This window comes from Agrobacterium cavarae (assembly GCF_004310285.1).
Taxonomy (GTDB): domain Bacteria; phylum Pseudomonadota; class Alphaproteobacteria; order Rhizobiales; family Rhizobiaceae; genus Agrobacterium; species Agrobacterium cavarae.
On the sequence record NZ_SISF01000031.1, the window covers coordinates 351,232 to 374,823 of the forward strand.

At 59.7% G+C, this 23,592-nt stretch carries 23 protein-coding genes; 12 read left to right on the forward strand and 11 right to left on the reverse strand.

The genetic code is table 11. The features are described from left to right. Window positions 1-91: 91 nt before the first annotated feature. From EYC79_RS15010 to leuB, 3 genes are all read left to right on the forward strand, one after another. Complete coding sequence (locus EYC79_RS15010; RefSeq protein ID WP_130978483.1) at window positions 92-328, forward strand: hypothetical protein; 237 nt, start codon at window positions 92-94, stop codon at window positions 326-328. 143 nt (window positions 329-471) lie between these two features. Beyond that, window positions 472-1,077, forward strand: a complete 606-nt coding sequence (leuD, locus tag EYC79_RS15015; protein WP_062597426.1) for a 3-isopropylmalate dehydratase small subunit — start codon at window positions 472-474, stop codon at window positions 1,075-1,077. 227 nt (window positions 1,078-1,304) lie between these two features. Further along, window positions 1,305-2,411, forward strand: coding sequence for a 3-isopropylmalate dehydrogenase (gene leuB / locus EYC79_RS15020; protein ID WP_111848595.1), 1,107 nt, complete (start codon window positions 1,305-1,307; stop codon window positions 2,409-2,411). A gap of 176 nt (window positions 2,412-2,587) precedes the next feature. Here the strand turns inward: leuB and EYC79_RS15025 are convergent, their stop codons facing one another. Further along, the gene (locus EYC79_RS15025) at window positions 2,588-3,205 is read right to left on the reverse strand and encodes a helix-turn-helix transcriptional regulator (RefSeq protein ID WP_130978484.1); all 618 of its coding nucleotides are present in this window, start codon (window positions 3,203-3,205) and stop codon (window positions 2,588-2,590) included. A 111-nt stretch (window positions 3,206-3,316) separates the two neighbouring features. Here EYC79_RS15025 and EYC79_RS15030 point away from each other — a divergent pair, with 111 nt between their 5' ends. After that, a complete protein-coding gene (locus EYC79_RS15030) occupies window positions 3,317-4,756 on the forward strand; it encodes an MFS transporter (RefSeq protein WP_130978485.1) in 1,440 nt (479 codons plus the stop codon). A gap of 39 nt (window positions 4,757-4,795) precedes the next feature. On the opposite strand, the gene EYC79_RS15035 is transcribed toward EYC79_RS15030, so the two are convergent. The 4 genes from EYC79_RS15035 to EYC79_RS15050 form a co-directional block, all read right to left on the reverse strand. Continuing rightward, on the reverse strand, window positions 4,796-6,046 hold the full coding sequence (locus tag EYC79_RS15035; RefSeq protein ID WP_130978486.1) for a cytochrome-c peroxidase: 1,251 nt from the start codon (window positions 6,044-6,046) through the stop codon (window positions 4,796-4,798). 110 nt (window positions 6,047-6,156) lie between these two features. Continuing rightward, window positions 6,157-6,534 carry a hypothetical protein gene (locus tag EYC79_RS15040; RefSeq protein ID WP_062444471.1) on the reverse strand — a complete coding sequence of 126 codons (378 nt, stop codon included), beginning with the start codon at window positions 6,532-6,534 and terminating at the stop codon, window positions 6,157-6,159. Between the two features lie 12 nt (window positions 6,535-6,546). Further along, on the reverse strand, window positions 6,547-7,443 hold the full coding sequence (yghU, locus tag EYC79_RS15045) for a glutathione-dependent disulfide-bond oxidoreductase (RefSeq protein ID WP_062444469.1): 897 nt from the start codon (window positions 7,441-7,443) through the stop codon (window positions 6,547-6,549). A 127-nt stretch (window positions 7,444-7,570) separates the two neighbouring features. Continuing rightward, a complete protein-coding gene (locus tag EYC79_RS15050; protein WP_111848590.1) occupies window positions 7,571-8,884 on the reverse strand; it encodes a cobyrinate a,c-diamide synthase in 1,314 nt (437 codons plus the stop codon). A 93-nt stretch (window positions 8,885-8,977) separates the two neighbouring features. Here EYC79_RS15050 and EYC79_RS15055 point away from each other — a divergent pair, with 93 nt between their 5' ends. Continuing rightward, a complete protein-coding gene (locus EYC79_RS15055; RefSeq protein WP_130978487.1) occupies window positions 8,978-10,099 on the forward strand; it encodes a cobalt-precorrin-5B (C(1))-methyltransferase in 1,122 nt (373 codons plus the stop codon). Window positions 10,100-10,105: 6 nt separating this feature from the next. On the opposite strand, the gene EYC79_RS23480 is transcribed toward EYC79_RS15055, so the two are convergent. Continuing rightward, entirely contained in the window at window positions 10,106-10,249 is a 144-nt protein-coding gene (locus tag EYC79_RS23480) for a hypothetical protein (RefSeq protein ID WP_165457044.1), read from the reverse strand. Window positions 10,250-10,478: 229 nt separating this feature from the next. Between EYC79_RS23480 and EYC79_RS15060 the strand changes: the two genes are divergently transcribed. Continuing rightward, window positions 10,479-11,582 (forward strand): NAD(P)/FAD-dependent oxidoreductase, encoded by a 1,104-nt coding sequence (locus EYC79_RS15060; protein WP_130978488.1) that lies wholly within the window; start codon window positions 10,479-10,481, stop codon window positions 11,580-11,582. A 51-nt stretch (window positions 11,583-11,633) separates the two neighbouring features. Here EYC79_RS15060 and EYC79_RS15065 read toward each other — a convergent pair whose 3' ends face one another. The 5 genes from EYC79_RS15065 to denD all read right to left on the reverse strand — a co-directional run bounded on the left by EYC79_RS15065 (window position 11,634) and on the right by denD (window position 16,643). Continuing rightward, window positions 11,634-12,032: a (R)-mandelonitrile lyase gene (locus EYC79_RS15065; RefSeq protein ID WP_130978489.1), complete on the reverse strand. Its 399-nt coding sequence runs from the start codon at window positions 12,030-12,032 to the stop codon at window positions 11,634-11,636. Window positions 12,033-12,066: 34 nt separating this feature from the next. Beyond that, window positions 12,067-13,041, reverse strand: coding sequence for a threonine ammonia-lyase (locus EYC79_RS15070; RefSeq protein ID WP_130978490.1), 975 nt, complete (start codon window positions 13,039-13,041; stop codon window positions 12,067-12,069). Between the two features lie 108 nt (window positions 13,042-13,149). After that, window positions 13,150-14,583, reverse strand: coding sequence for an aldehyde dehydrogenase family protein (locus EYC79_RS15075; RefSeq protein WP_062424776.1), 1,434 nt, complete (start codon window positions 14,581-14,583; stop codon window positions 13,150-13,152). 174 nt (window positions 14,584-14,757) lie between these two features. Further along, entirely contained in the window at window positions 14,758-15,660 is a 903-nt protein-coding gene (locus tag EYC79_RS15080) for an NAD(P)-dependent oxidoreductase (protein WP_130978491.1), read from the reverse strand. Continuing rightward, window positions 15,657-16,643 (reverse strand): D-erythronate dehydrogenase, encoded by a 987-nt coding sequence (gene denD / locus EYC79_RS15085; protein ID WP_130978492.1) that lies wholly within the window; start codon window positions 16,641-16,643, stop codon window positions 15,657-15,659. Before denD ends, EYC79_RS15080 begins: the two co-directional genes overlap by 4 nt. Window positions 16,644-16,797: 154 nt before the next feature. Between denD and EYC79_RS15090 the strand changes: the two genes are divergently transcribed. From EYC79_RS15090 to EYC79_RS15115, 6 genes are all read left to right on the forward strand, one after another. Continuing rightward, a complete protein-coding gene (locus tag EYC79_RS15090) occupies window positions 16,798-18,243 on the forward strand; it encodes an FAD-binding oxidoreductase (protein ID WP_130978493.1) in 1,446 nt (481 codons plus the stop codon). 50 nt (window positions 18,244-18,293) lie between these two features. Then, a complete protein-coding gene (locus tag EYC79_RS15095; protein ID WP_062424780.1) occupies window positions 18,294-19,013 on the forward strand; it encodes a FadR/GntR family transcriptional regulator in 720 nt (239 codons plus the stop codon). A 193-nt stretch (window positions 19,014-19,206) separates the two neighbouring features. Continuing rightward, window positions 19,207-20,367 carry a fumarylacetoacetate hydrolase family protein gene (locus EYC79_RS15100; protein ID WP_130978494.1) on the forward strand — a complete coding sequence of 387 codons (1,161 nt, stop codon included), beginning with the start codon at window positions 19,207-19,209 and terminating at the stop codon, window positions 20,365-20,367. Between the two features lie 119 nt (window positions 20,368-20,486). Beyond that, window positions 20,487-21,017 carry a TRAP transporter small permease gene (locus EYC79_RS15105; protein ID WP_130978495.1) on the forward strand — a complete coding sequence of 177 codons (531 nt, stop codon included), beginning with the start codon at window positions 20,487-20,489 and terminating at the stop codon, window positions 21,015-21,017. A 3-nt stretch (window positions 21,018-21,020) separates the two neighbouring features. Next, on the forward strand, window positions 21,021-22,298 hold the full coding sequence (locus EYC79_RS15110) for a TRAP transporter large permease (RefSeq protein ID WP_062424783.1): 1,278 nt from the start codon (window positions 21,021-21,023) through the stop codon (window positions 22,296-22,298). A gap of 85 nt (window positions 22,299-22,383) precedes the next feature. Continuing rightward, window positions 22,384-23,391: a TRAP transporter substrate-binding protein gene (locus EYC79_RS15115; protein WP_062597412.1), complete on the forward strand. Its 1,008-nt coding sequence runs from the start codon at window positions 22,384-22,386 to the stop codon at window positions 23,389-23,391. The last annotated feature ends 201 nt before the right edge of the window (window positions 23,392-23,592 follow it).

Consider the following 23,592-nt stretch of genomic DNA (forward strand, 5'->3'; position numbering starts at 1 on the left):
TTGTTACATCTGCAAGGTCGATGACGGTGTGAAACCTCTTGCAAGCGTCAAGAAGAAGGCCCACATTCGTCTGGACAGAAAGGTTTGGACCATGCAGGGCATTCGTACATTCTTCATCGCAGCCTCCAGCGTCGCAGTTCTGGCTCTCGCCGCGCTCTTCACCGCATCTCTGACGATCGCATTCGTCGGAACGCTTGCGGTTCTCAGCATCGCCAAGATGTTCTCCTCCCGCCTCAAGCCTGAGCCCATCCGCGTGAAGACGCAGGATCGCCGCCAGCAGAACATGCGCGTGTGGAATGATGGCCGCGGCACGATTATCGATCTCTGATCGGTTCAACTGACGCTTTGGCATTGTAATTCAATTATTGGCGGCGTACCGCAATGGCGTGCTTTGATCTTCAAAAGCGCGCCTTTTTGCTTTAATGGCCTTGGTTGAACGGCTGAGTGCCGGCCAGAATTTCGGAGTGAGAGATGGATAAGTTCACCAAGCTGACGGGTGTTGCCGCCCCCATGCCCGTCGTCAATGTCGACACGGACATGATCATTCCCAAGGACTACCTGAAGACCATCAAGCGCACCGGTCTTGGCAAGGGCCTGTTTGCCGAATCGCGCTACCTCGAAGACGGCTCGCCAAACCCGGATTTCGTGCTGAACAAGCCTGCCTATCAGAATGCGCAAATCCTGGTGGCTGGCGACAACTTCGGTTGCGGCTCGTCGCGCGAGCATGCACCCTGGGCGCTTCTCGATTTCGGCATTCGCTGCGTCATTTCCACCAGCTTCGCCGACATCTTCTACAGCAACTGTTTCAAGAACGGCATTCTGCCCATCGTCGTCAGCCCTGAAAACCTCGAAAAGCTCCTCGACGATGCTTCGCGCGGCTCCAACGCCGTGTTGACGATCGACCTGGAAAACCAGGAAATCAGCGGCCCTGATGGCGGGCGGATCACCTTCGAGATCGATGCCTTCAAGCGTCACTGCCTGCTGAACGGTCTGGATGATATCGGCCTGACGCTGGAACATGCCGGCGCGATCGATAGCTTCGAAAAGACCAACGCCTCCGTCCGGCCCTGGGCCTGACAACGATCACATAATTGCAGCCGGCCAACGACAATTCTTGAACAGACTGTGAAACGAAACGACGACGTCTCGAAAGCCGGTTTGGTGCGTCACCCGTACCGAATCGGCTTTTGCTTTGCTTGAAATGCTTCAGGTCGAGCGTTAAGAAGCCCGCATCTTGCAGCCTTTCGGCGTTGCAACCCATGTTTTGACGTGCGCTTTCTTTCCAAGCGCCCAAGGAGGATTTCATGACTGTGCGCTCGCTCTTCCTGTTGCCTGGCGACGGTATCGGCCCGGAGGCGATGACCGAGGTCCGCAAGCTGATCGATTACATGAACAGCGAGAAGAATGCCGGCTTCACGGTCGAGGAAGGCCTTGTTGGCGGTTGCGCTTACGATGCGCATGGCGCGGCAATTTCCGATGCCGATATGGAAAAGGCGTTGGCAGCTGACGCCATTCTGTTCGGCGCGGTCGGCGGACCGAAGTGGGATGGCGTGCCTTATGAAGTTCGCCCGGAAGCGGGCCTGCTGCGCCTGCGCAAAGATCTTGAGCTTTTCGCCAATCTCCGCCCAGCCATCTGCTACCCGGCGCTGGCCTCTGCCTCGTCGCTGAAGCCGGAGCTGGTGGAAGGCCTCGACATTCTCATCGTTCGCGAGTTGACGGGTGGCGTCTATTTCGGCGAGCCGAAGCAGATCATCGATCTCGGTAACGGCCAGAAGCGCGGGATCGACACGCAGATCTACGACACTTTCGAAATCGAGCGTATCGCCAGCGTCGCCTTTGAACTGGCGCGCACGCGCGGCAACCGCGTCTGCTCCATGGAAAAGCGTAACGTCATGAAGTCCGGCGTCCTGTGGAACCAGGTCGTTACCGAAACCCATGCGGCGAAGTACAAGGATGTGCAGCTGGAGCATATGCTGGCCGATGCCGGTGGCATGCAGCTGGTGCGCAAGCCCAAGCAGTTCGACGTCATTGTCACCGACAATCTCTTCGGCGACATGCTCTCCGACGTCGCCGCCATGTTGACGGGCTCGCTCGGCATGCTGCCATCTGCGTCTCTCGGTGCGCCGGATGCCAAGACCGGCAAGCGCAAGGCCATGTATGAGCCGGTTCACGGTTCTGCTCCCGATATCGCCGGCCAGGGTATTGCCAACCCGATCGCAATGATCGCCTCCTTCGCCATGTGCCTGCGCTACTCCTTCAACATGGTCGATGACGCTACCAAGCTGGAAACGGCGATCGCCAATGTGCTGGAAAAGGGCATCCGCACCGCCGACATCATGGCCGCCGGCGCACGACAGGTCAGCACGTCGGAAATGGGCGATGCGGTTCTGGCGGAATTCAAGGCTCTATAAGAGCGTCCTTATGGTTCTGTCGCGCCCGAGCTTTGCTTGGGCGCCACGACAGCATCGGCCCGAAATCGATATCGATTTTCGGACAAGCACGATGCGTCTATTCAAAAAGGTAAAGCGTCCTTTGTGCGTCCACTCGGTCGCACGGCGCTTTATTGCAAGCACGGGCGAACCTTGCGCTAACCGATCCGGTACGCGCATCGTCTCGCACCCTGTAGCAGGTGCTCGGTCCTTTCCACCGGTGCGCCCAGCACGGCTCTGAAAATATCGATCTCCGAACGGCAAAAGCCACGGCAGGCGGTTGCGGCGGCGCATATCGGACAGTGGTTTTCGACGAGGATGAAGTGTCCATCCTCTTCCTGCCACCAGCTTGCCATATAGCCCTCGGCCACCCGCAAGGCTGAGAGCCGCGCGACACGCTCGTCCAGCGTAAAGGCGCCGAGAAGTGCCGCGCCGTACATCGCCGCTGTCTTGCGCTCCCGGGCTGTAATGATCATTTCCAGCGCATCCGCGCCAAGCTCGCTGCCGATCGCTTCTATGAGTGACACCGCGATGTCCGCATGACCATCTGGAAATTCGCGATGGCCGGCGCTGGTCAGGCGCCAGCTTTGACGCGGCCGCCCCCGCCCGATTGCGGGCTCCGCAATGCTTTCCACCAAACCTTCATCGGCGAGTTTGGCAAGCTGCTGGCGTGCTGCTTCGCCCGTCAGGCCAAGAACTTCGCTGAGCGCTGACGTGGCTTTGGGGCCTTCGGTCTTCAACAGATAGAGGAGCCTGTCACGGGGAGAAGGGCGCATTTTGTCTGTCCTGCCGCTTGCTTAATTTGTCTGCGGGTGTAATTTCCAAGATATAACTTGGATAATTCTAAGCCGTTGACTTTGCAACGGCCTTTTATCGGAAATTCGATCATGTCTTATTCCGACGCCCCTTCGTCAACCAGCCTTTGGACCCTGTTTTCCGCCCGGCATCTGGGAGCAAGCCTGATGCTCTCAGGTGGCATCGCGCTCTATGCGATCGAGACCTACGTGACGGCCACGATCATGCCGTCTGTCGTGCGTGATATTGGTGGCCTGCCCCTCTTCGCCTGGGTGACGACGCTCTACGTCACGGCCTCTGTGATGGGCTCGGTATTTATCGCCATTCGTCCACGTGGCCTTAGCCTCAATCGGACCTATAGTGTCGGTGCAGTCCTCTTTCTCCTTGGTTCGGCGATCTGCGCTGTGGCGCCCACCATGGAGATCGTCCTTGCCGGGCGCGCCGTGCAAGGCTTCGGGGCAGGGACCTTGGCAACTCTGGGCTATGCTTTCATCCGCTATGTCTATCCGGAGTCTCTATGGAACAAGGCGACGACGCTTTATGCCGCGATCTGGGGCATCTCGACCTTCATCGGACCGACGCTCGGTGGCTTCTTCGCCGATGGCAGCGCATGGCGACATGCTTTCACGATCATCGTCCCCTTCGCACTCGTCATGGGACTTCTGGCGCCGTGGCTGCTGCCGGCGGGCGTGGATGACCGGACCGAGACCAAGGCACCGCTAAAGCAGATGATCCTGCTGTCCGCTTCGCTTCTGCTTGTCAGCTTTGCGAGCACCGCCGAAGAGATTGGCGCTCGCACCTGGCTTGTGGTTTGCGCCCTCACCGCCATTGCAGCACTTCTGCTTGTCGAACGGCGGGCGACATTGCGCATTCTGCCGCGTGGCGGCACGCTTCTCTCGATGCCGATCGCACGTGTTTATGCTGCGATGTTCATGCTGCTGGCGGCCCTGACCTGCGACATTTACATCCCGTATTTCCTCCAGAACCTGCACAATGTGCCGCCATTGATCTCGGGCTATATCGTCGCCCTTGTGGCACTCGGCTGGACGGCAGCCGCCTTCATATGCAGCGATTTCACCGGCAAGGCGATGCGCCGCTCCATCCTTGTCGGCGCCATTCTGGAAGCTGTCTGCATCGGCATGCTGGCAGTGACGCTGGCACGGCTCAATCCCAGTGGGGACGTGCTTCTGGTCAGCGCAGCCGCTTTTCTGATCTTCGGCATGGGCTTCGGCGTTGGGCTCGGTTGGGCGCATCTCGTGACCCATATTCTGCATCTCGCCGAGCCTGATGAGAAAGACAAGGCATCGGCTGGCATTACCACCGTACAGTCTCTTGGCAGCGCTTTTGGTGCGGCTCTTTCCGGTGTGATCGTCAACAGCACCGGGCTTGTGAGCCCCGGCGGCGTCGAGGGGGCAGCATCTGCCGCGACGTGGCTCTTCATGCTCTTTGCCCTGCCAGCGGTTCTGGCGGCGTTCGTGGCCTTCTCATTGCCAGAGCCACGTTACGGAGCGCATGTGGGTGACAATGATTGATCGATGCCGGGCCTAAGTCCTCGAAGTGATTGAGGCGGCTTAATTTTTCGCGGCTTCTCCGGGCTTCGCGGAGATTGCATGGACGGTCGGATCTTCCGGGCGTCCGATATTCTCGCCCTTGGCAAGCAGCGGTTCGTAGCGCTTGTCGGTCAGCGTCTTGAGGAAGGCGACGATGGCATCGACGCGCTTGTCGTCGAGTGCCGGGGCGGACGTCAGTTCTTCCATGGCGATGTTGTCCGGAACCTCCGGCGCATCCCATTTCTCGCCGGTTTCCGGGTTGATCTGGCGGCTTGGCTTCTTGCTCTTGTACTTCACATAGAACAGCACGACGGTGCGCAGGTCCTTGAACACGCCGTTGTGCATGTAAGGGCCGGTGACCGCGATATTGCGGAGCGACGGCACCTTGAACTTGCCGCGCTGTGCCGGATCGTCGCCGACGGCTGGATTTTGCGCCAGGCCGAGATCGACAGCATCCGGCTTCGACCCATTGGCTGCGCGGGCTAGTCTGTTGGCCGGGACGCCGATGTTGAAGTATTTGTGGTTGGTGAAAACGCCGTCCGAGAGGCCATGCTCACCCTTGATCGTGTGGCAGGTGTTGCAGTTGGTGAACTGCGTGGACGACATCAGCACGCGGCCAAGTTCTTCCTGATCCGTCAGCTTTTCCTCGCCGCGCAGGAAGCGATCATATTTCGAATCGAAGGTGGAAAGCGCATCGGAGCGCTCATAAGCCGCCAGCGCCTTGCCCATGGCGGCGAAGGCTTGCTCATCGTTCTCGAATACGTTTGGTCCGAAGTGGCTTGCAAAGGCGGTGACGTAATCGGGGTTTTCCTTCAGCCGCTTCACGACGCTCGACTTGTCGGCCATCCCCATTTCGATTGGGTTCAGCGGCGGGCCGCCGGCCTGATCTTCTAGGGTGGCGGCGCGTCCATCCCAGAACTGGCCGCCAATATAGTTTCCTTCGGCGTCCTTGCCGAAGGGCGGGGAGAATTTGGCGTAAGTTGCCGTCGGCGCGTTGCGATCTCCCAGCGACTTGCCATCATCGCCAAGCGAGACCGCATGGCCTGCCTTTTCCGTATCGCGAATGTCGGTGAAGCCATTGGCAGAGGTGTGGCAGGTGGAACAGGACATCGTCCGGTTCATCGACAGATTGACTTCGTGAAACAGCGCCTCGCCGAGTTTTTCGACGGTTGGGTAGTCGGTGCCGCCATGGGCAGTTCCGCCAAGACCCATCGCCACGGGAAGGAGGATGAGTGCCGAAGCGGCAAGAAAATGAGAGAATTGCCTGACCATGTCAGAGCCGCCGAAAATGATGAAACCGGTGGCTCTATACCATCTTCTTGACGCCGCGCACAGAAACTTTCTTCAAGGTCTCCACTTTGACGCAGGCGCCTGTTTGGGCCTCAGACGTCGAAGTAATCCTCGAAGGATTCCGGGAAGCTCTGGCGCGCCACGCGCTCGTCGATCACGAGCATCGCCTCATAGGAAAGCGGATCGAAATTCTTCTCGGCGGGGAGAACTTCACGCCCGAAGAGCAGGCTGAGGCGGGCGGCATCGAGATTGCCGCGCTCGAAGGGTTCAGCGCCGAAATGGTGCCAAAGCGCATGCAGGAAGGCCGCATCGATACGATGTTCCGGCGTGCCGGGACGCGCCTTGCGCGGCAGTTGCTTGATGGGGGTGACGCCGCGCGGATTGGCGCGGCGTATGGTAAACTGGACGCCTGTGCCCGGCATGCCGGATGGAAAACCACGGTGTTTGGTCATGTCGGGCAGGTTCGCCATTTCGTCTATCCTTCAGCTCTTGCCGATCTTGTCCTGCGTCTTGGTGTCGAAATCGGACGCATCGTGACGTTCATGTAGCTGTTCTGAGGGATCACCGGAAGCCTTGTTGACCATGCGACCGCGTTTGACGGCAGGACGCTCGGCAATTTCATCGGCCCAGCGCTTCACATTCTTGTAGCTTGCTGCTTCCAGGAACACTTCCGCCTTCGGATAGGATTGTCCGCGCGCCAGGTTGCCATACCAGGGCCAGATGGCGATATCGGCAATCGAATATTCATCGCCTGCCATGTAACGGTTTTCGGCGAGATGACGATCGAGCACGTCCATCTGGCGCTTTGCCTCCATGGCAAAACGGTCGATAGCGTATTTGATGTGGATTGGCGCATAGGCGTAGAAGTGGCCGAAGCCGCCGCCGAGGAAGGGGGCAGAACCCATCTGCCAGAACAGCCAGTTCAGCGCCTCGGTGCGGGCCTTGTGCTCCTTCGGCAGGAAGGCGCCGAATTTTTCCGCGAGATAAAGCAGGATCGAGCCGCTTTCGAAAACGCGCGTCGGCTCCGGTGTGGAATGATCGACCATGACCGGGATCTTCGAATTCGGATTGGCGGCAACGAAGCCGGAACCGAACTGGTCGCCATCGCCGATCTTGATCAGCCAAGCATCATATTCCGCGCCGGAATGGCCGGCGGCCAGAAGCTCTTCCAGAAGAATGCCGACCTTTTGACCATTCGGTGTCGCCAGCGAGTAGAGTTGCAGTGGATGCTTTCCGACCGGAAGTTCCTTCTCATGGGTCGGGCCGGCAATCGGTCGGTTGATATTGGCAAACGCGCCGCCATTGCCCTTTTCCCACTGCCAGACCTCTGGCGGCTGATAGCCTGCGGGAAAGTTGTTTTCGGGAGACTTTTCGGTCATGAAGATCCGTCCTTATTCCAGATGTGGTTCCAGGTGGGGGATGCTGTGTTTCAGCAATATAGGAAATGCAAAGCCGTTCCTCCACTCCCGCCACAGACGGAACACCAGCCTCACGAAAAAGAACCTGCTAAGCCTTTGCGATCGCGTGGAAAAATGTTCCGCTGACAAGGCGGCGCCTGCCGCCGGATGGCCCAAGCGGCTTGCCGAGACCATCGGCAATTTCGGCGAAGGGCTGATCGGTGCCGACGTCGATGACGCTGGCATAATGGAACTCGTGTCCGCGTAGAACATCGCCGGCCTGGCCGAACGGGCCGGTCTCGGCAATCTTGGCCTGACGGTAACCGAGGTTCATCTTCCGCTTGGCGAAGCTGGTTACGTGGGAGAGTAGCCCGGTCATGGCGTGCGTCACCCCGTTCGCGTCTTCCAGCGCTTCCCCCAGTACCATGTAGCCTCCGCATTCCCCGTGCACTGGCTTCGTCTGCGAAAATTGGGCAAGCGACGCCTTGAAGCGCGATGCGACGGCCAACTGTCCGGCGAAAAGCTCTGGATAACCACCGGGCAACCAGCAGATATCGCAGGACGCGTCCGGAGCTTCATCGGCAAGCGGCGAGAAGGGCAGGATCTCGGCGCCGGCCTCCCGCCATTGCCGTTTTAGATGCGGGTATAGGAAGGTGAAGGCGGCGTCTTCGGCCAAGGCAATGCGCTGGCCGGGCGGGGCAATTCCCGCGTCGAGAGAACCTTCGGCCAAATCGATGGGCGTTGCCAGAGCCAGCAGCGCATCGAGATCGATGGCGCGCTCCATCGTATCGGCCAGTCTTTCGATATGGGCGTCGATTTCCGGGTGTTCGCTCGCCTGCACCAGGCCGAGATGCCGTTCGGGCAGGGTCAGCGATGGATCGCGCATGACGCAGCCCGCTACAGGAAGGCCGATCTTTTCGATCGCGTCGGTGCAAAGCGTGCGATGGCGTTCGCTGCCCGCGCGGTTCAAAACGACGGCGGCCATCTTCACCGCCGGATCGTAATGGGCAAAGCCATGGGCCATGGCTGCCGCCGTTTGCGACTGGCCCGAGACATCGAGGACCAGGAGGACGGGGATGTGAAAGAGCCGCGCCAGATCAGCGGCCGAGCCGGTGCGGTTGTCGGAGACGGCAATGCCATCGAAGAGGCCCATGGCGCTTTCGATCAGCAGAAGATCCGCACCGTCTGCCTGTTGGGTCAGAAGATGATGCAGCAGATCCGGCTGCATCGCCCAGCTGTCAAGGTTGAGACCGGGCGTACCGGTTGCGACCGCATGAAAGCCGGGATCGATGTAATCTGGTCCGGTCTTGATGCCGCGCACCTTGATGCCGCGGCGGGCAAAGGCGCGCAGCAGCCCGATGGTGACGCTGGTCTTGCCGGAGCCGGAGCGGGGCGCGCCGATAATGATGGCTTTTGCGGTCATGGCAGAATTCTAAACTCCGGGCGCGCTTTTGATCGTGCAGTTGGTCTGTTGTTTACCGATGACGGCTCACGCTGCAAGGTCTATAGGACATTCATGGAAACGGATGGCAAAAACCTTCGGCGTGGCTGGACCACCGGCACATGCGCTGCCGCAGCGACGAAGGCCGCCTGTCAGGCGCTTTTGACCGGGTCCTTCCCCGATCTTGTCGATGTCGAACTTCCAAACGGGTCTCGACCAGCCTTCGTTCTCGCAACGGAGGAGAAGGGCGACGGGTTCGCCCGCGCGGGCATCGTCAAGGATGCCGGCGACGATCCGGATGTAACCCATGGCGCGCTGATCGAGAGCACGCTGCGCAGAACGGAGACGGGAAGCGGCATCAGCTTCAAGGCGGGCAAGGGCGTGGGGATTGTCACCCGCCCCGGTCTGCCGCTTTCGGTGGGGGAGCCCGCGATCAACCCCGTCCCGCGTCAGATGATCCTTGCTGCGATCCATGAGGTGGCGGGGACCGAGTCCGATTTCGAGGTGGAAATCTCCGTGCGCGACGGGGAGACGCTGGCGGAAAAGACCTTGAATGGCCGTCTCGGCATTGTTGGCGGTCTCTCCATCCTCGGCACGACCGGGATCGTCATTCCCTTTTCCTGTTCGGCCTGGATCCACTCGATCTGGCGCGGAATCGATGTGGCACGGGCAGAGGGGCTTCCCCATCTCCTGGGCGCTACTGGGAATGCGTCGGAAAAGGCGGGGCAGGCGTTTTACGGACTGCCCGAGACTGCGCTGATCGACATGGGCGACTTCATTGGCGGCATGCTCAAATATCTGAAGACCCATCCGGTCCCACGAGTGACGGTCGCGGGCGGGGTCGCCAAGATGACCAAGCTGGCGCAGGGCATGCTGGACGTGCACTCCAAGCGCGGGCTGGCGGATTTGGAAGCGTTGGCAAAACTTGCCGAAGAAGCGGGCGCGACAAGCGAACTTCTCACCGCCATCCGCAATGCAAATATGGTGGCACATGCCTTTCAGCTGGCTGAGGCGGCCGGGATCGATTTTGGGAATATTGTGGCGCAGAAGGCCTGGGTCACGGCTGCGGCGGCGCTTGGCCGGGACGATATCGCGCTCGATATCCTGGTCTTCGATCGCGATGGCAATCTCAAAGGGCGCACAGCGCCGACGCCATCAAATCGAGCGGCCCCCATTTCCGAGGGGCCGATCGGCTAAGTCTCGTTAAGGAACGAGACCGAAGATGACCGCTGCGACGAAGGCAAAGCAGATGCCGACGAGCGCTGTATGGATCGATGCCTGCCAGCCGCGATGCGGCGCGGTTGACGGCGTGAAATCTCTTGCTTTTCCTGCTTTGGAATAAGACATCGCACCCTCCTGTTCGTCCAAAAATCGGTACCGCCGATCTGCGGGATAGTGACACTCAGAATATCGCTATTCTCTAGTGTTCCAGTAGAGATAAATTTCCATAAGATTGGGCTTGCGGGGAAAATACTGGTCGTGACTTGCCTCCCAACAAGGTCCGATCTACCGCATTCACGATTCCTTAACGTCCGAGCGGTGTTTCGGTTCAATGGGTAAAAGGTTGGAAAGACGCGTGGCGGATATCGATGCGATCATCATAGGGGCGGGTGTCATCGGCCTTGCGGTCGGGAGGGCGCTCGCGCTTCAAGGCCAGTCCGTTATCGTACTGGAAAAGGAAGCCGAATTCGGCAGTGCGACCTCCTCTCGTAATAGCGAGGTCATTCATGCCGGGCTCTATTATCCGCAAGGCAGCCTGAAGGCGCGGCTTTGCGTGGAGGGGCGCCAGCGGCTCTATGACTATTGCGAAAGTCATGGCGTCGCGCATCGCCGCTGCGGCAAGCTGATCGTGGCGACCACCGAAAGCGAAATTCCTCTTATCGAAGACCTGCAGCGGCGAGGCCGCTACAATGGTTGCGAGGCGCTGGATCTGATCAGCGCGTCCGAGGCCCGGCGTCTGGAACCGGCGCTCTCCTGCAAGGCGGCGTTGTCGTCACCCATGACCGGCATTATCGATAGCCATGGCTACATGCTGGCGCTACTCGGCGATATGGAAGATGCGGGCGGCAGCCTGGCCTACAGGGCGCCGTTCCTGCGCGCGGTCGTGGAGGAGGAAGGCTTCCGGGTCTTCGTCGGCGGGAGCGAGCCGGTCGAATTGACCTGCCGAACGCTCATCAATGCGGGAGGGCTGGTTGCGCCGCAGATTGCCAGCGCCATCGAAGGACTGCCTTCGGCACATATTCCTGGAGCCTATTATGCCAAGGGCTCCTATTTCTCGCTGAAAGGCAGAGCGCCTTTTTCGCGGCTGATCTATCCGGCACCTCATGCCCATGGGCTTGGCGTCCATCTGACGCTCGACATTGCCGGACAGGCGCGCTTCGGTCCGGATATTGAGTGGATCGACCGCATCGATTACGCCGTCGATCCGAAACGGTCGGCGGGCTTTGACGAGGCGATCCGTCGCTACTGGCCGGGCTTGCCGGATGACGCACTCCAGCCAGCCTATTCCGGCATCAGGCCCAAGATTTCCGGACCTTCAGAGCCTGCGATGGATTTCAGGATCGACGGACCGGAGCGGCATGGCGTTGCGGGTCTCGTCAATCTTTTCGGTATCGAGAGCCCGGGGCTGACGGCATCGCTGGCAATTGCGGATGAGGTGTTTTCGAGACTGGCCGAATAGCGCGTCTCAAACCGCCACGTCAGAGCGTCGTGGGTCCGTTCGGCCGACGCTTTAGTCGCCCGTGTACTGAGCGTCGGTCACTTGCTCCATCCAGTCCACGACCTTGCCGTCCTTCACTTCCTGGATGGCGATATGGGTCATGGCGGTTTGTGGCGATGCGCCGTGCCAGTGCTTTTCACCGGGTGAGAACCAGACGACATCGCCCGGTGCGATCTTTTCGACCGGGCCACCTTCGCGCTGGACCAGGCCCGATCCGGATGTGACGATCAGTGTCTGACCAAGCGGATGGGTATGCCAAGCTGTGCGGGCACCGGGCTCAAAAGTTACCTGCGCGCCCTGCACGCGCTCTGCATCATGCGGATTGAACAGTGGATCGATGCGGACCGTTCCGGTGAAATAGTCGGCAGGGCCTTTGCCCGATGGTCTCGTGCCAGCGCGGGTGATTTCCATGATCATGTTCCTCGTCTCGTTGAACGCTTGAAGATCAGGCGTATTTCGACAGCGCGTCCGCCATGATGGCGCTATCGACGTTGCCGCCGGATGCCACGGCGATCACGGAATCGGTTTCAAGCTCATTGCCGTGGAAAAGGGCGGCTGCCAGTGCCACGGCACCGCCCGGTTCCACCACGATTTTCAGGCGCTGGAAGGCGAGCACCATGGCCCGCAGCGCCTCTTCTTCGGTCACGGCTATACCAGCACCACAAAGGCGCTTGAGGATCGGAAAGGTAATGTTGCCTGGCTGCGGCGTGATGATCGCGTCGCAGATGGAGCCGCTGAGGGCTGCGTTTCTCTCGATCTTCCCTGAGGCGAGCGAACGCGCCACGTCGTCAAAATGTTCGGGTTCTGCGGTACGAACCTTCAGGCCCGGGGCCTTGGCTTCCAAGGCAAGCGCGACACCCGATGTCAGCCCGCCGCCACCACAGCAAACCAGCACCTCTGCTTTCTCGATGCCAGCCTCCTGCGCCTGTTCGGCAATCTCCAGTCCCACCGTTCCCTGGCCTGCGATTACCAGCGGTTCGTCATAGGGGCGGATCAAGGTCAGGCCGCGTTCCTCGGACAGCGTCGCGCCGATCGCGTCACGGTCTTCATTGGCGCGATCGTAGAGCACGACCTCCGCGCCATAGGCTCTGGTGTTTTCGATTTTGATCTTCGGTGCATCGCGCGGCATGATGATGACGGCGGGCACGCCGTGCAAGCTTGCCGCCAGTGCGACGCCCTGGGCGTGATTGCCGGAGGAAAAGGCGATGACGCCGCGCTTTCGCACCTCTGGTTCCAATGCCGAGACCGCCGACCAGCCCCCACGAAACTTGAAGGAGCCGGTCCGCTGCAGGCATTCCGGCTTGATCAGGACCTTGCGGCCGGCAATCTCGTCAAGAAAGGGAGAAGACATCAAGGGGGTGCGGATTGCCTCGCCGTTCATACGCTGGCGGGCGGCTTCGATCATCGCAATATCGGTCATCATCGTCTCACGTCATTCCAGATGGTGCCTACCATAGGGCCAAATGCAGCGACGTGAAGCCAAAAAAATCCCCGGTCGAAGCCGGGGATTTCGTCTCTGCCTGTTGATTTAGGCCAGCGTGTAGGCCGTCTTCACCGTGGTGAAGAATTCGTTGGCATACTTGCCCTGCTCACGCGGGCCGAAGGAGGATGCCTTGCGGCCACCAAATGGCACGTGGAAGTCGACGCCAGCGGTCGGCAGATTGACCATGACCATGCCGGCTTCGGCGTTGCGCTTGAAGTGCGTTGCGTGCTTCAGGCTGGTGGTGGCGATGCCGGAGGACAGGCCGAAGGGCGTGTCGTTGGCAACGGCCAAAGCCTCGTCGTAATCCTTGACCCGGATGACGGAGGCAACCGGTCCGAAGATTTCCTCGCGCGAGATGCGCATGTCATTGGTGGCTTCGGTAAACAGCGTCGGCTGCAGGAAGAAGCCGGGGGTTTCGCGCTTCAGCACTTCGCCACCGAAGGCGAGCTTGGCGCCTTCCTTCTTTCCGATTTCGATATAGTCGCAATCCTGCTTCAACTGCTTTTCATCGACCACCGGTCCGACATGGGTGTCTTTCGACATCGCATTGCCGACATTGATCTTGGCCAGACGCTCGGAAAGCGCTGCCACGAACTTGTCGTGGATGCCTTCGGTGACGATGATGCGCGAAGAGGCGGTGCAACGCTGTCCGGTGGAGTAGAAGCCGGAATTTGCGGCCGCTTCGACGGCAACGCCAAGGTCTGCGTCATCGAGAACGACGAACGGGTTCTTGCCGCCCATTTCCAGCTGGAACTTGCGGTTGAATGGCAGCGAGGAAGCGGCAACGCGCTGGCCGGTGCCGGTGGAGCCGGTAAACGTGATGCCAGCGAGATCCGGGCTGTCGAGCATTGCCTGACCGACGACGGAACCGCGACCCATGACGAGGTTCAGGACGCCCTTCGGCAGGCCTGCGCGATGCAGGATATCGACGATCGCCCAGGCGCAACCGGGAACGAGGTCTGCCGGCTTGAAGACGATGGTGTTGCCGTAGCAAAGCGCTGGTGCAATCTTCCAGGCCGGAATGGCAATTGGGAAGTTCCAGGGCGTGATGATGCCGATGACGCCAAGCGGTTCGCGGGTGACTTCAACGCCGATGTTCGGGCGAGCCGACGGAATGACTTCGCCTGCCAGGCGCAGTGCTTCGCCGGCAAAGAAATCGAAAATCTGGGCGGCGCGGATGGTCTCGCCGATGCCTTCGGCCAGAACCTTGCCTTCTTCGCGGGCGAGAAGCGCGCCAAGCTCTTCCTTGCGGGCGAGGATTTCATCGGCGGTCTTCTTCAGGATAGCGTGACGCTCGAGAATGCCGGAGCGCGACCAGGCCGGGAAAGCGGCCTTCGCAGCGGCAATCGCCTGCTTGGCGTCTTCGGCGGAAGCCTGTGCGTATAGGCCGACGACTTCGTTGGTGTCAGAAGGATTGATGTTCTTCGACGTTTCGGATCCGATCCATTCGCCGCCGATAAGGTTTTGGTGAATTGTCATTGGTGCACTCCCTGTAATCGCTTTAATTTTCAGTGCTCGGGCAGCGTGGGCGCACAGCCTTGCTCCTTCGCGTTGTCCGCCGCGGCAGAGCGCGCGACGAGGTCGGCGGTGACCCTATGTCATGTCATGCCATCGCGAAAGACATTCGGGCGTCTAATTGTATGATTTTTTAAGTCAGTCTTGGTGCTCGCGTTTGTTCAGTCTTTCCAGATGCAGCAACAGGCCGCTATGGTCGATATCGGCGCCGCCATTGCCGACGAAGGCGTCGAAAGCGCGGGTCACTTCTTCCGTCAGCGGCAGCGCCAGATCAAGATCCTTGGCGGTGGCAAGAACGCCGTTCAGATCCTTCAACTGGAATTTGGAGGGACCGCCGGGCACGAAGTTGCGCTTGACCATGCGCTCGCCATGCAACTCGAGAATACGGCTTTCGGCAAAGCCGCCACGGATGGCGTTGCGGAACCCTTCGCGTGACGCGCCACCGGCTTCGACCAGCATCATGGCTTCCGCCACCGCGCCGATGGTGATGGCGACAATCTGCTGGTTGGCGAGCTTGCACAGCTGACCCGCACCGGATGGTCCCACATAGGTCAGGCGACCCATGGCGGAAAAGACATCGCCGAGACTTGTCACCGTTGCCTCATCGCCACCGGCCATGATTGCCAGCGTCCCGGCGGTTGCGCCCGGCACGCCGCCTGAGACCGGTGCGTCCACATGGGCAATGCCGAGCACTTTCAGCTTTTGCGAATGGTCGCGGGCGATCGGCGGGGCAATGGAGCTGCTATCGATGACGATGGCGCCTTTTTCCAGCGCTTCGGCAACACCCATGTCAAACAGCACATTGCCAACGGCATTGCCATCGCTCAGCATGGTGATGACGACATCGGCACCTTTCGCCGCGTCAGCAGGGGAGCCGGCGAGGATCGCCCCATGCTCCATCAGCGCCTGCGCTTTCTCCACACTGCGGTTCCAGACGCGCACCGTGAAGCCGGCTTTCAACAGGTTGCGGGCCATGGGCCCGCCCATCAGGCCGGTGCCGATAAAGGCGATGGTGCGCGCTTGTTTGCCCGACTCCATCATTTCAGCAAACCTCCCAGCTCGTCTTCGATATGGACCTTGATGATCTCTTCAAAATTCGTCTCGGCTGTAAAGCCCAATTCGCGGGCGCGGGTGGCCTCGAAGCCGGGTGCCCAGCCTTCGCACATGCGCATGATCATCTCATTCGGCTCGCGGCGGATGAGGCTGACGGCCTTTTCGCCCGCGATCTTGCGCAGCGCCTCGATCTGCTCGCCCACCGTGGCGCTGAGGCCTGGCATGGAAAGATTGCGGCGTGGACCGACTTTGTTCGTATCGATCGTTGCGCCATGCAGCAGGAAGCCGACAGCCGAACGGGGCGAAGCATGCCAGTGGCGGATGGTCTCCGGCACCGGCAACACGGCTTCCAGTCCAACCAGAGGTTCACGCAAAATGTTGGAGAAGAAGCCGGAGGCGGCGGCATTCGGCTTTCCGGGGCGGATGCAGATCGTCGGCAGGCGAATGCCGATGCCTTCGAAGAAACCACGTCTCGTATAATCGGACAGCAGCAGCTCCGAGATTGCCTTCTGCGTGCCGTAGCTGGTCAGCGGTGTGGTGTGGAAATCATCCGGGATCGGGTAAGGAAGCGGTGCGCCGAAGACGGCGATGGACGAGGTGAATACCACCCGCGGCTTGTAGCCATCCTGACCATTGGCGATGCGGATCGCATCGAAGAGATAACGCGTGCCGTCCAGATTGATGCGATAGCCCTTGTCGAAATCGAGCTCTGCTTCGCCGGAAACGATGGCCGCGAGATGGAAGATCACGTCCGGTCTTGTGGAGACCAGCTTTTCGGCCTCGCCGGGGCCGGAAAGATCGGCGGCGCGTGCATCGACCTTACCTTTGAAGCCGGCTGGCGATTCGGGCTGGAATACATCGATCAGGGTGAATGTCTCGATGTCCTTGCCGTTCAGCCTTCCTTCGCGAACGAGCCTTTCGGTCAGCTTGCGTCCTACCATTCCGGCTGCGCCGATAATCGCTACATGCATCTGGTTTCTCCTCCACCGCATCACAAAATTTGACTTGTAAGGTTGTCTGATAACCTTATATGACTGGCTTGAAAACAGTATTTTGAAAAACCGAAAAATTTAAGAGCGGAGACGCCAAAGAAGCGTCACCGCCTGGGTGGAGGCGAGGGGGCATATGCTCAAGGTTCATGCGCAATCACGCGAGGAGCTGCAGGCTTCTTTGAAGGCCGGTCTTGGCGAGGGGCTGGTTCTGACGGACGCGGCAGAAATGGTCCGCTACTGCCGCGACTGGCATGGCGATGTCTCAAGCAGTGCCGTTGCCGTCATTCGCCCACGCAATGTGGAAGACGTTGCCGCGACCGTGCGGCTCTGCGCAGAGCTTGGCCTCGCCATTGTCCCCCAGGGCGGCAATACCGGTCTCGTTCTTGGTGGCGTGCCCGATGCGCCGGATCACCAGATCGTTCTCAGCCTTGAGCGCATGAATGCGATCCGCGCCATCGATACGGATGATTTTTCCGCCGTGGTGGAGGCTGGCTGCATCCTGTCGGAATTCAAGGATGCGGTGCAGGAAAAGGGCATGTTCTTTCCGCTGTCTCTCGGCGCGCAAGGATCCTGCCGCATCGGCGGCAACGTTTCGACCAATGCGGGCGGCATCAATGTGCTGCGCTATGGCATGACGCGCGAATTGGTGCTCGGTCTCGAAGTTGTTCTTGCGGATGGGACGATCTGGAACGGGCTGTCGACGCTTCGCAAGGACAATCGCGGCATCGATCTCAAGCAGCTTTTCATCGGCGCGGAAGGAACGCTTGGCATCATCACCGCCGTCTCGGTCAAGCTCTATCCCAACCCCGAGCATGTCGAAACCGCGCTTCTCGGATTGAACTCGCTCGATGATGCGATCAAGCTCTATCGCCGCGCGCGGCGTGAGTGCTGCGATCTGATGTCGGCTTTCGAATTCATGCCGCCGGTCGCCTTCACGCTTGCCATGGAAGCCATTCCGGATCTGAAAATGCCGATCGCCGGCGATTATGCCGCCTATGTGCTGATGGAAATTTCAGGCTCCGGTCTGGTCGATACAAGCGATCTGATGAGCCGCTTTCTCGAAGGCGTGATGGAAGACGGGCTGGTGCTCGATGGCGTGATTGCCTCTTCGCGTGCGCAGGCGCAATCACTCTGGATGTTCCGCGAGGGCATGAATGAGGGCCAGGCGCTGCGCGGCGCCCATATGCGCACCGACATTTCCGTGCCGCTGTCGCGTCTTGCGGAATTCGTTGCAGAAGCGGAGGCGGAACTGGCCAAGGATCTGCCGGAATGCCTCGCGGTATCCTACGGTCATGTGGGAGATGGCAATGTGCATCTCAACGTGCTTCCGCCCAACGGCAGCACGCGTGAGGAGCGGGATCACTACATTTACAAGGCGAAGGTCATCGTCAATGCGGTCCTGGACCGTTACGCCGGCAGCATCAGTGCCGAGCACGGGATCGGCCGCTTGAAGCGCGGGGATTTCGAAAGCCGTCTCGGCCCCGTCCAGCGGGAGATGATCGAGCGGCTGAAAGCCGCCTTCGATCCGGAGCTTCGCATGAATCCCGGTTGCCAGCTTGCCCTACAAGCGGCTAGCTAGAAGAATGAAAGTGCGCCGTCCTCCGGCGTTCATGTCCACCAGGAGCCATCATGACGCTGGAGTTCAGCCAGATTCACCGCACCGATCATCTTCCTGGCCGGATCGCCGCGGAGATCGCGCGTGAGATCAATGATGGAAAGCTGAAAGCCGGCGACAAGTTGCCGACCGAGCATGCGCTGTCCAAGACGTTCGGCGTCAGCCGTTCGGTCGTGCGAGAGGCCATCGCCCAGCTTCGCAATGAGGGCGCGGTCGAAACACGTCAGGGCGTCGGGGCCTTCGTCAGCGATCCGCGTCATCGCGTATCGATCCGTATCGAGCGCTCCAAGCTGACCGATCCCGACAAATTCCGCGATCTCTTCCAGTTGCGTCTGCCGTTGGAAATCGAGGCCGCCGGTCTTGCCGCCGTCAACCGCACGCCGGAGCAGTTGAGCCGGCTGGAAGCGGCGCTCAACAATATGCGCAATGCGCCGGATTGGGACAAGGACGGTATTCCTGCCGATCTCGATTTTCATCGCACCTTGGCAGAGGCGACGCAGAACGATTATTTCTCGATGTTTCTCGGCTTCATTGCCGAGCGGATCAGCTCGGCGATAAAGGTCGCCTTTTCACGCGCGGTCTTCGGCGAAATCCTGGAAACCACCATCCAGGAGCATGTGCCAATCTATGAGGCCATTGCTGCGTCCGATGCGGCAGCCGCGCGCGCCGCCATGCGCGCCCATCTGGTGGGTGCCGCAAAACGCTTGAATCTCGAGATGGAAATCTACGAATAGGCCTTTCGCGTCGACGCGATTGGCCCTGCCCGCCACGGGCAGTAAATTTCCTCGAAAATTCGGCGTCTGGCAGGCTGGACTAAGGACTTTTCTCATACTAAGAAGATTGACGTATTCAGGTTGTCAGACATCCAGACAATATAATTGCTGTGGAGGCAGTGGTCGGATGGGCTGAAAGTGGGAGGGATCAAGCTTGGTCGAAATCAGGACTGTCGATGCTGCTGCAATTTTGCCGGAAGATCATCGGGATGCGATCCTGATCGGTCGCGTCTGGTCCAAGAGCGAAGACGGCCCATGTCCGGTCCTGTTGAAGGATGGCGTTCTCTACGATCTCTCCAGGCTTGCGCCGACCGTCTCTGAACTGCTCGAAAAGCACGATCTCGTCGATCGTCTTTCCGACACGCTGCAGTTTGCAGCGCTCGGTGCCTTTGAAGCCTTTCTTGATGGTTCCGCCGGACAGTTGCTTTCGCCAAACGATATTCAGGCGGTGAAGGCGGCCGGCGTCACCTTCGCCGACAGCATGCTGGAGCGCGTCATCGAAGAACAGGCCAAGGGCGATCCGCAGCGCGCGCAGGACATCCGCGGCCGTCTGGCTCCGGTGCTTGGCGATAGCCTCAAGGGTGTTGAGGCGGGCTCCGAAAAGGCTGCGGAGGTCAAGCGCCTGCTGCAGGAAATGGGCCTCTGGTCGCAATATCTGGAAGTCGGCATCGGCCCGGATGCGGAGATTTTCTCCAAGGCGCAACCCATGTCGTCCGTCGGCTGCGGCTCGCTGATCGGCGTTCATCCCAAGTCGCAGTGGAACAATCCCGAGCCGGAAGTGGTGCTGGCCGTCACCTCCGATGGTCGCATCGTCGGCGCGGCCCTTGGCAACGACGTCAACCTGCGCGATTTCGAAGGGCGCTCCGCCCTGCTGCTGAGCAAGGCGAAGGATAACAATGCGTCCTGCTCCATCGGCCCGTTCATCCGTCTGTTCGACGGCAATTTTACACTGGACGACGTGAAGCAGGCACAGATTTCGCTGCTCGTCGAAGGCGAAGACGGGTTCTCCATGACGGGTGTCAGCCCGATGCAGGCAATCAGCCGCACGCCGGAAAATCTGGTGTCGCAGCTTTTGAACCGCGATCACCAGTATCCGGATGGTGCGGTCTTCTTCCTCGGCACCATGTTCGCTCCGGTCAAGGATCGTCATGGTCCAGGTCTCGGCTTCACCCATGCCAAGGGTGACCGCGTCGAGATATCAAGCCCGCGATTGGGCAAGCTGATCAACTGGGTGGCCAGCACATCCGATTGTCCGGAATGGACCTTCGGCACGACGGCATTGATGCGCAATCTCGCAAAGCGCGGGCTTCTATAACGTCCGTTGCGAGGCGAGCGATCTCGCTTGACGCGACACGCATATCCACAGGCTTAAAACGTTGCGCGCGCGCCTCTATCCGTGTTCGCGCCGCTTCGTATCATTCTCGGGAGGGGAAGATGCAGAAAGTCATCAATCTTTTTTACCGCATCCTCGAGACCATTCTCGTCGCGCTTCTTGCAGGCATGGCAATCATGGTCTTCATCAATGTGGTCATGCGCTACACCATGAATTCGGGCATCAATGTCTCGGAAGAACTGGCGCGCTATTTCTTCGTCTGGATCACCTTCATCGGTGCGGTCGTGACCTTCCGCGAAAACAGCCATATGGGCATCGAAACGCTGGTGATGTTCCTGTCGCGGCGCATGCGCATTGTCTGCATGATCCTGTCCAACATCATCATCCTTCTCTGCTCGGCGATCTTCTTCTGGGGAACGTGGAAGCAGTCCGCCATCAATGCCAGCATGCATGCGCCCGTAACCGGCCTGTCGATGATCTGGGTCTATGGCGTTGGCATGTTCACCGGCGGAATCATGTTCATCATCGCGCTCGAACGCCTGTACCGCTTTCTGACCGGCAAGGTCCGCGAAGACGAGATTGCCGCCTTTGCCGGTGAAAATCTCACCATCGAACAGCTTTCGGAGCGCTGACACATGACACTTCTGGTTTTTGTCGGCTCGCTTCTCGGCGCCATGGCAATCGGCGTCCCCGTTGCCTTTTCGCTGATGTTCTGCGGCGTCGTGCTGATGTGGTACATGGGCATGTTCAATACGGCGATCATCGCCCAGAACATGATCTCCGGCGCCGATACCTTCACGCTGCTCGCCATTCCCTTCTTCATCCTGGCCGGTGAATTGATGAATTCCGGCGGTCTGTCGCGCCGCATCATCGACTTTGCGATTGCGCTGGTCGGCCATATTCGCGGCGGTCTCGGCATCGTTGCCATCGTTGCCGCCATCATCATGGCGTCGATCTCCGGTTCGGCGGCGGCAGATACCGCCGCACTCGCGGCGATCCTCATCCCGATGATGGCGAAGGCCGGCTACAATATTCCGCGTTCCGGCGGTCTGATCGCTGCCGGCGGCATCATCGCCCCCGTCATTCCGCCATCGATGGCCTTCATCGTCTTCGGTGTTGCGGCAAACGTGTCGATCACCCAACTCTTCCTCGCCGGTATCGTGCCCGGCATCCTGATGGGCGCATCCTTGATCATTGCCTGGCTGATTGTCGTGCGCAAGGATAACGTCCAGCCGCTGCCGAAGACGACGGCAAAGGAACGCCTGGTCGCAACGGGCCGTGCGGGATGGGCGCTCGGCATGCCGGTCATCATTCTCGGCGGCATCAAGGCCGGTATCATGACGCCGACGGAAGCCGCCGTCATTGCTGCGGCTTACGCACTCTTCGTCGGCATGGTCATCTACCGCGAGTTGAAGCCTGCCGATCTGTGGCATGTGCTGCTTCGGGCTGCCAAGAGCACATCGATCATCATGTTCCTGGTTGCCGCAGCACTTGTTTCTGCCTGGCTGATCACCGCTGCCAATATTCCGGCGGAGGTTGCAGGCTTCATCGAACCGCTGATCGACCGTCCGATGCTCTTGATGGCCGTGATCATGGTGCTGGTCTTCATCGTCGGCACTGCGCTCGACCTGACACCCACCATCCTGATCCTGACGCCTGTCCTGATGCCGATCGTCAAGCAGGCGGGTATCGATCCGGTCTATTTCGGCGTGCTCTTCATCATCAACAATGCCATCGGCCTCATCACGCCGCCGGTCGGTGTTGTCCTCAATGTGGTTTCGGGTGTCGGGCGCATTCCGCTCGGCAAGGTCACGGTCGGCGTCTGGCCGTTCCTCGTCGCCGAAACCATCGTGCTGGCCCTTCTGGTGATCTTTCCGCAGATCGTCATGGTGCCGCTGCAATATCTGCGGTGAGGGTTACCCCTTCACCCAATCACTTTTGCGGTCGTAAAGCCGCATACATCTTGACTGGAAATGCTCAATTCCAAGGGAGGAAACCATGAGAAAGCTACTTCTACTCACGACAGCCATCGCCTTCACCGCCGGTGCTTCCGCACCCGCTTTTGCTGAATACAACAGCCGGATGATCCGCGTGTCGAACGGCATCAACCAGGATCACCCGGTCGGCAACGGCATCAAGGCCATGCAGGCCTGCCTCGACGAGAAGACCGGCGGCAAGCTGAAGATGACCGCATTCTGGGGCGGCGCTCTCGGCGGCGACTTGCAGGCAACCCAGGCATTGCGTTCCGGTGTTCAGGAAGCCGTTGTCACCTCGTCCTCGCCACTCGTCGGCCTGATTCCGGCACTCGGCGTGTTCGATCTGCCCTTCCTGTTTTCAAACACGAAGGAAGTCGATGCCGTTCTGGATGGCGAGTTCGGCGACATGATGAACAAGAAGCTGGAAGAGCAGGGCCTCGTAAACCTCGCCTACTGGGAAAACGGCTTCCGCAATCTCTCCAACTCCAAGCGCGCGGTCGACAAGTGGGAAGACTTCTCGGGCCTCAAGGTCCGGGTGATGCAGAACAACATCTTCCTCGACACCTTCCAGAACCTCGGCGCCAATGCCACGCCGATGGCGTTTGGCGAAGTGTTCTCCGCACTTGAGACCAATGCGATCGACGCACAGGAAAACCCCTATGTGACGATCGACACTTCGAAGTTCTACGAAGTGCAGAAATTCGTCACCGAGACGAACCACGCTTACACGCCGTTCCTCTTCCTCTTCTCCAAGCCGATCTTCGACAGCTACACGCCCGAAGAGCAGACCGCCCTTCGTGAATGCGCGATTGTCGGTCGCGATGAAGAGCGCAAGGTCATCCGCGCGCTGAACCAGAAGTCGCTCGACAAGATCAAGGAAGCTGGTCTCAAGGTGAACGTTCTGTCTGCCGAAGAGCAGGCGCGTATCCGCGAAAAGTCCGCGGTCGTCTACGAAAAGCATAAGGCTGAAATTGGTGCGGATGTCGTTGACGGCATTCAGGCTAAGCTCAAGGAAGTTCGCGCTCAGTAACAGTCTATCCCATAATCGCCGTTGGCCGACTGCAAATGGCAATTTCTGCGCTTCCGGTGCTCACGTACTTTAGTACGCTGCGCTCCGGTTCTCGAAATAACCATTTTCGGCAGGCCAACGGCAATTCTTGAACAGACTGTGAGACGCGCAGCCTCATATGAAAACGCCCGGTGACAGATCGTCGCCGGGCGTTTTTGTTTC